Genomic DNA, 14,421 nt, shown 5'->3' on the forward strand with positions numbered 1-14,421 from the left:
CTCCTCCGCCCGAAGCCGCGCGCAGCTCAGGAACTGCGGACATACCGCAAACATGCTGCCGCGATTTCCGGTTGTGCCGGACGAATCCGGCAGCCTCCGAAAAACGCGGAGCGCACCGGCTTTCGGCCTGTTTCGGAAAAATCGGAAAATAATGTGCCGCCGTCTCCGTTTTTTTCTTAACTTTGGTAACCATGGCCGGACTCTATTTCCACATACCCTTCTGCAAGCGCGTCTGCGCCTACTGCGACTTTTACAAAAGCGCCGACCTGCGGCGCATGGACGACCTGCTGGCGGCCATGCACCGCGAACTGGACGACCGGCGCGGCTATCCGGGCGGCGAAGCGGTGACGACCCGCTATTTCGGCGGCGGAACGCCGTCGCTCTGCACGCCCGAAGCGATCAGGGGACTGCTGGACCACGCCGCACAACTCTTCGACTGCTCCGGCGCCGAAGAGACGACGCTCGAAGCCAATCCCGACGACCTGACGGCCGAGTACCTCGGCGGGCTGCTCGAAGCGGGCATCGACCGCCTTTCGATCGGCGTACAGTCGTTCGACGACGACTGCCTGAAGCTGATGAACCGCCGCCACACGGCCGCGCAGGCGGCCGAAGCGATCCGCGCTGCGCAGCGCGCCGGATTCGGCAACATCACCCTCGATCTGATCTTCGGCGTGCCGGGTTTCGGCGGCGATACGCTGCGCCGCTCGCTCGATACGGCCCTTTCGCTCGGCGTACAGCATATTTCGGCATACCATTTGACCGTCGAACCCGATACGGCTTTCGGGCGGCGCGCTGCGCGAGGCGAATTCCGGGCCGTGGACGAGCAGGTCAGCGAAACGGAGTTCCTCACGGTCCACGAGACGCTGACCAGAGCGGGATTCGAACACTACGAAGTCTCGAATTTCGCCCTTCCGGGCTTCCGCGCCCGCCACAACGCGGCGTACTGGCACGGCGCGAAGTACCTCGGCATCGGTCCTGCGGCGCACTCGTTCGACGGCGAGGAGCGGCACTGGAACGTAGGTTCGGTGGAGCGGTACATCGCGGGCGATCCGGCGGAACGCGAACTCCTCACGAACAGGGACCGTTTCAACGAGTACGTCATGACGGCGCTCCGAACCGCCGAAGGAATCGACACGCGGGAGGTCGCGGCCCGTTTCGGCACGAAACGGCTGGAGCGGATGCGCGAAGAGGCGGCCCCCTATCTGCAAAGCGGCGCGCTCCGCGACGCAGGCGGACGGCTGGCGGTTCCCCCGGAGCGGTTTCTGATCTCGGACGCCGTGATCGAGGCCCTTTTCGAAACATAACGACGCGCGCAACCAAGTGAAACTGAAATGTTAAGTTATTCTTAAATTTTTTTTACTAATTACCCTTTCGAGATTGTTAATATAAATATAAGTATTACCTTTGCACCGGTTTTCAACCGATTCGACAAGTAAATTACAAACAAGCATCACAAATATGAGCAATGCAAAACTAACCCCCGATTACCTGTTCGAGGTAAGTTGGGAGGTCTGCAACAAAATCGGCGGCATCCATACGGTAGTCTCGACCAAAGCGCAAACGGCCATCCGGAAATTCAACGAGCGCTACATCCTCATCGGCCCCGACCTGCAGCACGAAGGCGTGAACCCCGAATTCGAGGAGGATCCCAACCTGCTGAAGGCATGGCGTCAGGGACTCTACGCCGAAGGCATCCGCATCCGCGCGGGACACTGGAAAATCAAGGGCGAACCGACGGCCATACTGGTGGACTTCACCTCGCTGATTCCCCGCAAGGACGAAATACTCAAGAAACTCTGGGAGGCCTACCACGTCGATTCGATTTCGGGTCAGTGGGACTACATCGAGCCCGTGCTCTTCGGCTACGCCGCAGGCGCGGTGATCGCCTCCTATGTCGAGAACTTCTGCACCGCGACCGACAAGATCGCCGCCCATTTCCACGAATGGATGACCGCGGCGGGCGGTCTCTACCTGCGCCGCCATGCGCCTTATGTGGCGACACTCTTCACCACGCACGCCACGGTCATGGGCCGCTGCATCGCGGGCAACCACCTGCCGCTCTACACCGACCTGACCAAGTTCAATGCCGACGAGCTGGCACGCCAGTTCAACGTCGTGGCCAAACACTCGATCGAGAAGGCCGCCGCTGCCTACCACGACGCATTCGTCACGGTCAGCGACATCACGGCCAACGAGTGCAAATTCCTGCTGGGCCGCGAGCCTGACTGCATCACGCCCAACGGCTTCGAAAACGACTTCGTCTGGACCGGCGAGGAGTACGACGCGAAGCGCGCCGAAGCCCGCAAAACGATGATCTCGGTGGCCGAAGCGTGTCTGGGCGAAAAGTTCGCCGAGGAGCCGCTGATCGTCGGCACCAGCGGACGCTACGAATTCCGCAACAAGGGCATCGACGTATTCATCGAATCGCTCAAGAAACTGGCCGCATCGCCCCGGCTCAAACGTCAGGTGCTGGCCTATATCACCGTGCCCGCCGCCAACCGCGGTCCGCGCGCGGACCTGCAGGCGCATCTGGCCGACCCGTCGAAACCCATCGACGGCGGGCAGTACAAATACACGACCCACTACCTCGAATACCAGAGCAGCGACCCGATCGTTAACGCCCTCAACGGCAGCATTCTGACCACGCCCGATTCGAAGGTGAAGGTGATCTTCGTTCCGACCTACCTCAACAAGGCCGACGGCATCTTCGGCAAGGATTACTACGAACTGCTGGTCGGCATGGACATGACCGTATTCCCCTCCTACTACGAACCGTGGGGATACACGCCGCTCGAATCGGTGGCCTTCTCCGTGCCGACGATCACCACGACGCTGGCCGGATTCGGTCTCTGGGCGGCCAAACAGCGCGAGCATGCGGGCGTGGAGATCGTTCTGCGCGACGACTACAACGATCAGGAGGTCGAAGAGAAGATCGCCGAGTCGCTGCTGCACTTCAGCCTGCTGGACGACAAGCACGTGAACGAGATGCGCGTGTCGGCCTACGAAATCTCCGAAACGGCGCTCTGGGAACACCTCTTCGCCGCCTACGAGCAGGCTTACTCCGAGGCTGTCGAAAGTTCGGTCATCCGCACCAACCGCGCCGTGCTGGACGAGGGCGGAAACCGCAACGAGCAGATCAACTTCGTGCGCCAGCAGCTTTTCGCCGAGAAGCCCAACTGGAACCGCATGATGGTGGACAAGACCCTGCCCAAACGGCTGCACGCCCTCGAAGAGCTGTCGCGCAACCTCTGGTGGTGCTGGAATCCCGGCACGCGCGACCTGTTCGAAAGCATCGACCATGCGTTGTGGGCCGAGTGCGAACGCAATCCGATCGCATTCCTCGACAAAATGAGCGTGGAGCGCATGAAGGAGCTTGAACAGGATACGAATTTCCTCAGCCAGCTCGACGCCGTATATGCGCAGTTCCGCGACTACATGAACGAGAAACCCGATCCGAAGGCGACCTCGATCTCCTACTTCTCGATGGAGTACGGCCTGCATTCGTCGCTCAAGATTTACTCCGGCGGTCTGGGCATTCTGGCCGGCGACTACCTCAAGGAGGCGTCGGACAAGAACGTTCCGATGGCGGCCGTGGGCCTGCTGTACCGTTACGGCTACTTCACGCAGCGGCTCTCGTCGCAGGGCGCGCAGGAGGCGACCTACGAAGCGCAGAACTTCTACAAGCTGCCGATCTCGCCCGTGCGCGACGAAGCCGGCAACTGGATGACGGTCACCATCGCCTTCCCCGGACGTACGCTCTGGGCACGCGTCTGGAAATGTCAGGTGGGACGCACGGACCTCTACCTACTCGACGCGGACTTCGAGGCCAACCTCGAAGAGGACCGGCAGATTACGCACCACCTCTACGGCGGCGACTGGGAGAACCGGCTCAAGCAGGAGATCCTGCTCGGCATCGGCGGTATCCGCGCGCTGCGCAAGCTGGGCATCAAACACGACGTATTCCACTGCAACGAGGGACACGCCGCATTCATCGGCATCGAGCGCATCCGCGATCTGGTGACCCACAAGAAGCTCTCCTTCTCGGAGGCGCTGGAGGTGATCCGCTCGTCGTCGCTCTTCACGACCCATACGCCGGTTCCCGCAGGCCACGACGCATTCCCCGAATCGATGATCCGCCAGTACATGTCGCACTATCCCGACGTGCTGGGAATCACGTGGGAACAGTATATCAACCTCGGCAAGACCAACCCCAACGACCCCAACGAGAAGTTCTCGATGTCGGTGCTGGCCTGCAACCTCTCGCAGGAGGTGAACGGCGTGTCGTGGCTCCACGGCGAGGTGTCGAAGGATATTCTGGGCAGCATGTGGCCGGGCTACTTCAAAAACGAGCTTCATATCGGGTACGTCACCAACGGCGTGCACTTCCCGACGTGGATCGCGACCAGCATGCGCCGCCTGTACGCCCGCTATTTCGCCGACGGATTCGAGGGGCACACCTACGACATCCCGGCATGGCAGAAGGTCCACCAGATTCCCGACGAAGAGCTGTGGAACGAGCGCATGTATCTCAAGAACAAGCTCGTAAAGCATATCCGCCGCCGCTACAGCGACCCCAATCAGGTGCGTCTCGACTCGCCGCGCCAGATGATTCAGATCATCGAGGGCATCAAGCCCGACGTGCTGACCATCGGTTTCGCCCGCCGCTTCGCCACCTACAAGCGCGCCTACCTGCTGTTCACCAACCTCGACCGGCTGTCGGCGATCGTCAACAACAAGGAGCGTCCCGTGCAGTTCATCTTCGCGGGCAAAGCGCACCCTAACGACAAGCCGGGTCAGGACCTCATCAAACGCATCGTCGAAGTGGCCGCCATGCCGCAGTTCGTAGGCAAGATCCTCTTCCTGCAGAATTACGACATGGAGCTGGCCCGCCGCATGGTGCAGGGCGTGGACGTATGGCTCAACACCCCGACCCGTCCGCTCGAAGCGTCGGGCACGTCGGGCGAGAAGTGCGTCATGAACGGCGTGCTCCAGTTCTCGGTACTCGACGGATGGTGGGTCGAAGGCTACAAGGAGGGCGCGGGATGGATGCTGCCCATGGAACGCACGTTCGCCGATCAGGGCTATCAGGACGAGCTTGACGCCGAGATGATTTACAACACCATCGAGGAGCAGATCGTGCCGAAATACTACGACCGCGGCAGCGACGGCATTCCTCACCAGTGGGTGGATTCGGTCAAAAAGTGCGTCGCCGACATCGCGTCGAACTTCACGACCAACCGCATGCTGGGGGATTACGAGGAGCGGTTCTACAACAAGCTCGCGGCCCGCAAGCGCGAAATCGTCGAAGGCGGCTACAAGCTGGCCCGCGAGATCGCGGCGTGGAAGCGCAAGGTTTCGGCCGCATGGGACAAGGTCCGCGTGATCGACGTCCAGCGCGTGAGGATCGACGACGAGGCGATCTTCGTCGGCGAGAAGTACCACTTCGAAGTGACGGTGGACATCGCCAACCTCCGGCCTGAGGATATCGGCGTCGAGATGGTCATCGCCCAGCAGATCGTCGTCGGCGGCAAGGTGAACGTAACCCGCACCATCGGGCTGAAACACACCAAAACCGACGGCAGCCGCGTGACCTATGCGCTGGATTACGTTCCCGGCGAGGCCGGCACGTTCGACGTGGCGCTGCGTCTCTATCCCTACAACCCCCACCTGCCGCACCGCATGGATTTTGCATTGGTAAAGTGGGCCTAGCAAATTTGGCGTGAATAATGTTAAAAAAGGTATTAATTTACTGTTATCGGGTATTATTTATCTGAAAATTTTAATATCTTTATAGGACGAACTGCATTTTTAAGAAAGATATGTCAGCACTTACTTTCGACAAAAGCGAATTGGGCAATCTGGAGTACTCCCTCCAGCGCGAAATGCTCTCGACGGACCGTATCGGCGGCTACATGAGTACGACGATCGTCTGCTGCAACACCCGCCGCTATCACGGACTGATGGTGGCCCCCATCGACGACAGCTGCCGGACCTACGTCCTGCTCTCGTCGCTCGACGAGACCGTGGTGCAGCACGACCAGACGTTCAATCTGGCGCTGCACCGTTTCAAGGGGGTATACGAGCCGCGCGGCCACAAGTATATCACCGATTTCGAGTATACGCCGACGCCGACGATCACCTACCGCGTGGGCGGCGTAATCCTCAAGAAGGAGATGCTCTGGATACACAAGCGGACGCAGCTGATGATCCGCTACACGCTCGTGGACGCCCACTCCGAAACCCGGCTGCGGCTGCGGCCGTTCCTCGCCTTCCGCGACAAGCATGCGCTGACGCACGCCAACATGGAGGCCGACGGACACTCCTACCCCGCCGTGAACGGCGTGAAGTGCCGTCTCTACAACTCGTTCCCGTGGCTCTATCTCCAGACGAGCAAACCCGGCACGGAGTTCGTGCCCGCGCCCGACTGGTATTACGGATTCGAATACCAGCAGGAGCTGGCCCGCGGATACGAGGGGTACGAAGACCTGCTCACGACGGGCTATTTCGAAGCGGAGCTCAAGAAGGGCGAGAGCATCATCTTCTCGGCGTCGCTCGACGAAATGGGCTCGACCAAAACCATCGAAGAGGTTTTCGCCGCATCCATCGCGCGGCGTACGCATAAGATCGACTTCATCAGCTGTCTCGAACACTCGGCGCGGCAGTTCCTGATCCGCCGTCCGGGCGACCGGACCGAAGTGGTGTCGGGATATCCGTGGCACGGGGTTTCGGGCCGCCAGACCTTCATCTCGCTGCCGGGCATCACGCTCGAACAGGGACACAAGGAGGACTGCATCGACGCGCTGGATACGCTGGTGCGGGAGATGCGCGACGGCATGTTCACCGGCAGCGCCTCGGCCGAAGTCGCGGCGGACGCCCCCCTCTGGTTTTTCTGGACCCTCCAGCAGCTCGAACGCGAAGTGGGGGCCAAGGAGATATGGGCGAGCTACGGCCCGGCCATGAAAGACATACTGGAGAGCTACCGGCAGGGAATCGGCGGCCGCGTGGCGCTGCACGACAACGGGCTGATATGGGCTTCATCGGAAGAGGTGCCCCTGACGTGGATGAATTCAACGATCGACGGACGCCCCGTAACCCCGCGCAACGGCTATCAGGTCGAAGTGAACGCCTTGTGGTACAACGCCGTATGCTATGCGCTCGAACTGGCCGGCAAATACGGGGACAAGACGGACAAGGCCTTCGTCAAGGCGTGGGCCTCGCTTCCGGCTCGCACACAGGAGTCGTTCATCGAACTGTTCCGCCTGCCGGAGGGCTATTTGGCCGACTTCGTGGACGGCAGCGGTCCCGACAAATCGACGCGCCCCAACATGATCGTCGCCTGCGGACTGAATTACAAGATGCTCGACGAGACGATGCAACTGGAGGTGATCCGCACGGTGCGCCAGCACCTGCTCACCCCGAAGGGACTGCGGACGCTGTCGCCCCAAAACCCGCTTTACAGGGGTTCGCAGGAGGGCATGCCCGCCGAACGCGACTTCGCCGCCAAAAACGGCTCGGTATGGCCGTGGCTGCTGCCCTTCTACATCAAGGCCTGCTTCGACATCGACGGCGACGCATTCCTGCCGCAGGCCGAGGAGGCGCTGGAAAACTTCGACGAGGACATCCAGCGTTACGGCATCGGCTCGATCTGCGAGTTGTACGACGCCGACCCGCCCTACGCTTCGCGCGGAGCCATTTCGCAGGCGTGGAGCGTCGGAGCCGCACTGGACATCCACCGCATGATCCGCGAGCGGAGCAAAGGGGATTCCCAAGCGCCCAAAGCCGCGAAGAAAAGCGGCAGAACGAACGGTCCGAAAGAGAAAAAGCCGGCGAAGACGAAGCCTGCGGCGAAAAGCGCCGGGAAGACGGTAAAGGCCGCCGCCAAAAGTCCGGCCGCGGCGAAGACCCCCAAGGCCGCGGCGAAAAAGGCGGCAGGAAAAGCCGCAAAGAAATAAAGGCAACAAAATGAAAAGAATTAAGATATGAGAGTTTTAATGTTCGGTTGGGAGTTCCCGCCCCACATCGCGGGCGGTCTTGGAACGGCGTGCTACGGCATGACGCGCGGTCTGGCGCGCAACGACGTAGACGTCACGTTCGTGGTTCCCCACGCTTACGGCGATGAAGATCAGCGTTTCACGCACGTAATGAACGCCAGCGACGTGGAGGCTCTCTATGGTTCGACCGGGAGCGGAGCCGACGACATTCTCGAAAAAATGTCGTTCATCCACATCGACTCGAACATGGTGCCCTACATCTCCCCCGAAGAGTACGAGGTCTACCACGAACGCTATGTAAAATCGGGTCAGCAGGTCTGGTCCACGACCGACGCATGGAAACAGCGTTACACCTTTTCGGGAAAGTACGGCGCCAACCTCATGGAGGAGGTGGCCCGTTACGCCGTGGTGGCCGCGCAGGTCGCCAAGGACCTCGAAGGGCAGTTCGACGTGATCCACGCCCACGACTGGCTCACCTACTACGCCGGCATCGCCGCCAAGCGCGTGTCGGGCAAACCGCTCGTCGTGCACATGCACGCCACGGAATACGACCGCAGCGGCGAGAACGTCAATACGCAGGTCTACGCCATCGAGCGTGCGGGCATGCACGCCGCGGACCGCGTGATCGCCGTTTCGAACCTTACCCGCAACATCGTCATCAACCGCTACGGCGTTCCGGCCGAAAAGGTCGTGACGGTGCACAACGCCGTGCGCTTCGCCGGCGGCCCCTGCAAAATGCCCGAACGCGGCGTGAAGGACAAGATCGTCACCTTCCTCGGACGCATCACCTACCAGAAAGGTCCCGACTACTTCGTCGAGGCTGCCGCCAAAGTGCTCAAGCGCGTACCCGACGTACGCTTCGTGATGGCCGGTTCGGGCGACATGATGAACCACGTCATCCGCCGCGTGGCGCGGCTGGGCATCGCCGACCGCTTCCACTTCACGGGGTTCCTGCGCGGCGAGGACGTACACAAGATGTTCCAGCTGTCGGACGTATACGTCATGCCGTCGGTCTCGGAACCTTTCGGCATCTCGCCCCTCGAAGCGATGCGCTCGAACGTGCCGGTGATCATCTCCAAACAGAGCGGCGTGGCCGAAGTGCTCGACTTCGCCGTGAAGGTCGATTACTGGGACGTGGACGCGCTGGCCGACGCCATCTACGGCCTCATCCAATACCCGGCCCTGTCGGGCATGTTCGCGTCGAAAGGACTCGAAGAGGTCACCAACCTCAAGTGGAACGACGCCGCGGCGAAGATCAAAGCCGTATACGAAGCGGTCATTGAAGAGAACAAAAAACAATAAAAATACAGATACCCTATGAAAACCGTCTGCTTATATTTTCAGGTACACCAGCCTTGGCGACTGAAGAAGTACCGCTTCTTCAACATGGGCAAGGACCACAACTACCTAGACGACCTCCTGAACCGCTCGATCATGCAGAAAGTCGCCCGGCAGTGTTACCTGCCCATGAACGCCCTGCTGCTGAAGTTGATCAAGGAGAACAAGGGTAAATTCCGCTGTTCGTTCTCGATCACGGGCATCGCCGTCGAGCAGTTCCGCGCCTTCGCGCCTGAGGTGCTCGACTCGTTCAAGGAGCTGGCCGCCACGGGATGCGTCGAGTTTCTGGCCGAAACCTACTCCCATTCGCTGGCGTCGCTGGCGTCGAAAGAGGATTTCACCGAACAGGTGAAGCTCCATACGGCCATGATCAAGAAGGAGTTCGGCGTGAAGCCCACCGCCTTCCGCAACACCGAGCTGATCTACTCCGACGAGATCGGCGCCATGGTCGCCGACATGGGCTTCCGCACGATGCTGGCCGAAGGCGCCAAGCACGTGCTGGGCTGGAAATCGCCTAACTACGTCTATGCCAACGCCATCAATCAGAAATTGCGCCTGCTGTTGCGCAACTACAAGCTCTCGGACGACATTGCGTTCCGTTTCTCGAACCGCAGCTGGGACGAATGGCCGCTGACGGCGGACAAATACGTCAAATGGCTCTCTTCGGACGAAACGCCGGGCGAGGTCATCAACCTCTTCATGGACTACGAGACGTTCGGGGAGCATCAGACGGCGGATACGGGAATCTTCGAATTCATGCGTGCGCTTCCCAAAGCGATCCTCGCCAAGAAGAACGATATGGAGTTCGCCACCGTAAGCGAGGCCGCCAAGAAGTACCAGCCGGTGTCCGTACTCCACTGTCCGCACGTAATGTCGTGGGCCGACGAGGAGCGCGACGTGACGGCGTGGCTCGGCAACGAGTTGCAGAACGAGGCTTTCTCGAAACTCTACGCCCAGAAAGAGAAGGTCGCCGCCCTGAAAAGCCCCGATTTCGACTATGTATGGAGTTTCATGCAGACCTCGGACCACTTCTACTACATGGCGACCAAATGGCTCTCGGACGGCGACGTACACTCCTACTTCAACCCGTACGACTCGGCATACGACGCCTTCATCAACTACATGAACGTCCTTTCGGACTTCATCATCGAGCTGGATCAAGCGGTGGCCGCCAAAGCCGCCAAGGCAAAATAAGGCTGAAACCGCCGCAACACGGGGGAGGAAGCGCCGGAGAGGCTTTGTCGGGGTGCGGCGTCTAATACGCCCGCGCACGAAACGCCCGCGAAATCCCGCCCGAAATCAGCACCGACGACGCGGCGCTGTCCGTATTGCAGAAAAACGGATTCAGGGGCCTTTCACGCCCTCCGGGGATACGATGAGGGACGCGGAAGGCTGGCGCATGAAACGCATCCCTACAGCCCCGCAAACACGCCCGTAAAGCCCGCATGGCTCTGCGGCGCGACGGAACGGCGGACCGAAAAAAACGCCCAAAATGCCGGAAAACGCCGGGGAACATGGGAAGAACATCCGGGAAATGCCGGAAATAGGCTCAAATCAAATCAAATCAGCCGCAGTATTGACTGCGGCTGATTTTTCATATAAGTCGGGACAAAGGCACCCGATCCGGCAACAGCCTATCGTATCCGGTCCGACGGATTGCAGCAACGGTCGGAACGATAAAAAAGCGGCAGACCGCGCCTCTTCGGTCTGCCGCAAGCAGGAATGTTACTTAAAAGTGGGAGTTGTTAACCAAAAAACTTTGGGATGTGCCGTTCCTGCTTTAGGGATTTGATTTCCCGCGCTCCCGGCACCGCCCCGAAGAACGGCGCCGGATTTCGCGGAAAAGGGGGATTCTTTATTAGTTGGCTTTCTGCTTAACTTTGATATCAAGATTGTGAACGCGGTCCGTGCCGTAATCATAGGATACGGTAACTTTCACCTTGACCGTCTTCTCGCCTACGAATTCGCTGTCGGCATTACCCTTGACCGTAATCGTACCGGTGGTTGCGAAATCGCCCGCAATCGTAATTCGGTCAACGAGAACCTCCGGATTCATCACCTCGTACTTGACAGCGACTCCGAGAACCGTATTCTCATCGGCAGCCGCAGCCTCGAACACGTTGTTGCCGTTGATATTCGCCAGCTGGAGGAGATCGCCCACAGTCAGGGAAGCATCGGCATCGCTCGCAGAAATCGTAGTAGCGGCACTCTTACGCAGGCTGATCGTCTTATCCTTGATCGGGTCGGGAATCTCGACATTAAGCTCCTGCTCGTCAAGAACATAAGAATCAAGCATCAGTTTTACGCTGAGCGCCATGTTCAGGCCCTTGTACTCAGTACCCCACGTCAGGGTCTTGGCGTCGGCGTCTACCGAAGCGCCTTCATACTCTTCAGCGTCTACCGAGAAGACAACCTTTCCGATTTCATTGCCCTTGGAATCTTTGGGTGCAACCCAAGTGTTGTCGAGGTTAAGTCCATCGGGCACATAAGCCGTCGTCGTAAGTTTTGCGTTCAGACGCACCGGATTCGCATAGTTGTCGCCCTGTACCAGCTCGCCTGCAAAGCCTTCGAAATTAACCGTAACGGCAACCGTTACATCGAGACCCCAGTCGGCAGTAAGTTTAGCCGTGAGTTCGTAGCTCTTCTCCTTTGCTCCGGTGCCGAGCTTGATAGCGATGTTCTTTGCATCGTCGGTCGCCTGCACGAGTTCGGTTCCATCTTCCGCTTCATCGGCAGTAGCCTCGAAGGTAGCGGCATAGATCGCATCTACGAACGTCTGCTTGTCGGCGAAGTACTTCGGAGCCCAATCCTTATTCCAGAGTTTCTCGGCATACGTCTCGATCACCGTGTATTCGCTCGTTCCCGCCAAGTAATCCACCGTTACGGTCTCCGGAGCCATCGTGATCTCAGGCATACCCTCGATAACGACGGGCAGAGTAATCGTAATATCGGTGTTCTCATAGTTGTAACGTGCTTTGACCGTGTAAGAACCGCTCGTCATTGCACTGTTGCCGGCTACGACAAGTTCCAGATGCTGCTCTGCACGATCGTCAGCAGGAGAGCTAGTAAGGATAATGTCAGCGACATCGAACGGCAGTTCGTCGGTCATTTCGGTCTCGCCGTCGAAGATCTGGATATCCTCGAAGGATCCAGCCTTCAGTGCGTTGTAAATCACGTGGCCGATCTGCGGCTTCGTGGGATCGGGATTCAGCAGGTAATCCACAGCCTCGTAATCGTCGCCAGCACTAACCGTTGCATAGTTCCACGTTACCGTCTGCGGCTCGGAAACGATGACGTCGGTGTTGTCCTTGATGATGGTGAACTGCGATTTGGCGTTCTTAACCACGCGGCAGGTGTATTCGCCCGATACGAGGTCGAACGAGAACGGTTCCGAGGTAATCACGTCGTCGATCAGAGCCGGAACACCCTTGCCCTTTTTGATCGCCGCCGTGGTTGCCGTAAGCGTATAGCTGTCCTTGTTATCTTCGGGATCTACCGTCGCTACGGCGGCGTCTTCAGGAACAACGGTCTTGAGAACGGGAACATCCTCGCCCCAGATTGCGGCAAGCTCCTGCGGTTTGCCGTCTTTCATGTAGTAAATCTTCACATCATGGAAGAACTCAACGACGGTTTCCTCGTCGTTATATTTCAGACCGCCATCGCCCTCGAATTCCGGGAACTGGGTATCGTCGTCAACTACCAGTTCGAGGTTTCCGTCCTCTTTCATACGACCGGCAACCAGATCGGCATTGATCGCGCCGCCTGCATTATACTGCGTACCGATAAAGGCACTGGTGAAATCGCTGCCCAAATCCTCGCCCGAAATGGCATCTTCGGGCGTAGCTCCGGCGACACCGGTGCCTGCGAGTTTCACATTCAGCGCAATGGCCAGCGTTTTGCCGTTTCCGTACTCGTACTGAGTCTTGGCGACAACGGTAAACTTACCGGTCACGACGTCCTGATCGATCACGTCTACAACCTCGAACGACGCAGCGCTGCGCGTCTTGATCTCCTCCGTTACGAACGATACGTTCTCCTTGGTCATCTTGACTGCCAGAGCCGCAGGCGAAACCATGAAAGTAGCTTCGATCGCGGCCTCGTTGCCGCCTTCGTCGCTGCCCAGATAGAACTTGTAGTCCTCACCTTCACCGTCAACCATCGCGATATAGGGAAGTCCCTCGATGGAAATGACATTGTTCGATACCTCTTCGAGCGAAGTCGGAACGTAAACCAGCGACTGGATGCGGCCGGCGAGGTCTGCGATAGCGCTCCAGAGATTGCGGAGCTGCGTGTCGTAATTGTCGAAACGATCCTTCAGATCGGCTTCTTTCAGGTAGATTGCGCTGCCGTCGGGGTTGAACAGTTTGCTGTTTACACCCTCCTCGATCATCGCCTCGATAGCCTCTTTCAGAGTTACGTTGGCATCGGTCAGCTCCTTGAGGATCGTATCGGTGATGGTCTTGCCCATTTCGGCTTTGACCGTCTCGTCATTCATGTACTCAGCCATGTACGAAGCGAAGTTGTCGCCGAGGACCTTCTTGATGGCATCGGTGACCGTAGCCGTCTCCGAAGATACGGAATTGGCGACAGCGGTAAGGATCTGGTTGATCTGAGTCGCCGACAGCTGATCGGCACCGGTGATGTAACCTTTACCCTCGACGAAATCCTTCATCTGCTGCTCGGTAACGTACTTGCCGTCGACCAGAGCCTGCTGGATGATCTTCTGCATTTCGGCCTGCAGTTTACCCATGGTCTCGTCCGAAGCGATCATCGTCTCGAAAATCTTCTTGACATCGTCGGCAGTCAGCTGATTCTTGGTAGCCTCTTCGATCAGTTTCTGAACGTCAGCCTTGGTCTGATATCCCTGAGCCTTAATAAGTTTCAACACCTCATCGCTAGTCAGCCAATCTTTCAGATCCGACTTCTTGGCATAGTCTGCCAGCCTTTTGTCAAGCTCTGTCTGGAGACCGCTGTTGGTAACGAAAGACGAGAAATCTATCCCGTTTAATTTGTCGGTAACAGCTTTGAGGGCTGAAGCGTCGGCCTTCAACTCGACTTGACCCTTCAAGTCGTTGATCTGACCCTTCAGGTC

General features: G+C 58.7%; 8 protein-coding genes. 7 read left to right on the forward strand and 1 reads right to left on the reverse strand.

The features are described 5' to 3' along the window. The 7 genes from HMPREF9720_RS15730 to HMPREF9720_RS15495 all read left to right on the forward strand — a co-directional run. Positions 1-180 (forward strand): hypothetical protein (locus HMPREF9720_RS15730; RefSeq protein ID WP_217491230.1); only part of this gene is annotated, 180 nt, incomplete at its 5' end. Between the two features lie 11 nt (positions 181-191). Beyond that, positions 192-1,304: a radical SAM family heme chaperone HemW gene (gene hemW / locus HMPREF9720_RS12445; RefSeq protein WP_009598753.1), complete on the forward strand. Its 1,113-nt coding sequence runs from the start codon at positions 192-194 to the stop codon at positions 1,302-1,304. Positions 1,305-1,458: 154 nt separating this feature from the next. Further along, a complete protein-coding gene (gene glgP / locus HMPREF9720_RS12450; protein ID WP_009598752.1) occupies positions 1,459-5,709 on the forward strand; it encodes an alpha-glucan family phosphorylase in 4,251 nt (1,416 codons plus the stop codon). A gap of 110 nt (positions 5,710-5,819) precedes the next feature. Continuing rightward, positions 5,820-7,952, forward strand: coding sequence for a glycogen debranching enzyme N-terminal domain-containing protein (locus tag HMPREF9720_RS12455; protein ID WP_009598762.1), 2,133 nt, complete (start codon positions 5,820-5,822; stop codon positions 7,950-7,952). Between the two features lie 27 nt (positions 7,953-7,979). Next, the gene (locus HMPREF9720_RS12460; protein WP_009598758.1) at positions 7,980-9,293 is read left to right on the forward strand and encodes a glycosyltransferase family 4 protein; all 1,314 of its coding nucleotides are present in this window, start codon (positions 7,980-7,982) and stop codon (positions 9,291-9,293) included. 15 nt (positions 9,294-9,308) lie between these two features. Continuing rightward, positions 9,309-10,523: a glycoside hydrolase family 57 protein gene (locus tag HMPREF9720_RS12465; RefSeq protein ID WP_009598764.1), complete on the forward strand. Its 1,215-nt coding sequence runs from the start codon at positions 9,309-9,311 to the stop codon at positions 10,521-10,523. 298 nt (positions 10,524-10,821) lie between these two features. Further along, a complete protein-coding gene (locus HMPREF9720_RS15495; RefSeq protein WP_042493368.1) occupies positions 10,822-11,121 on the forward strand; it encodes a hypothetical protein in 300 nt (99 codons plus the stop codon). 66 nt (positions 11,122-11,187) lie between these two features. On the opposite strand, the gene HMPREF9720_RS12470 is transcribed toward HMPREF9720_RS15495, so the two are convergent. Beyond that, the coding region (locus tag HMPREF9720_RS12470) for a hypothetical protein (RefSeq protein ID WP_050805107.1) at positions 11,188-14,421 on the reverse strand (3,234 nt) is incomplete at its 5' end.

It is taken from the genome of Alistipes sp. HGB5, from assembly GCF_000183485.2.
Lineage (GTDB): Bacteria > Bacteroidota > Bacteroidia > Bacteroidales > Rikenellaceae > Alistipes > Alistipes finegoldii.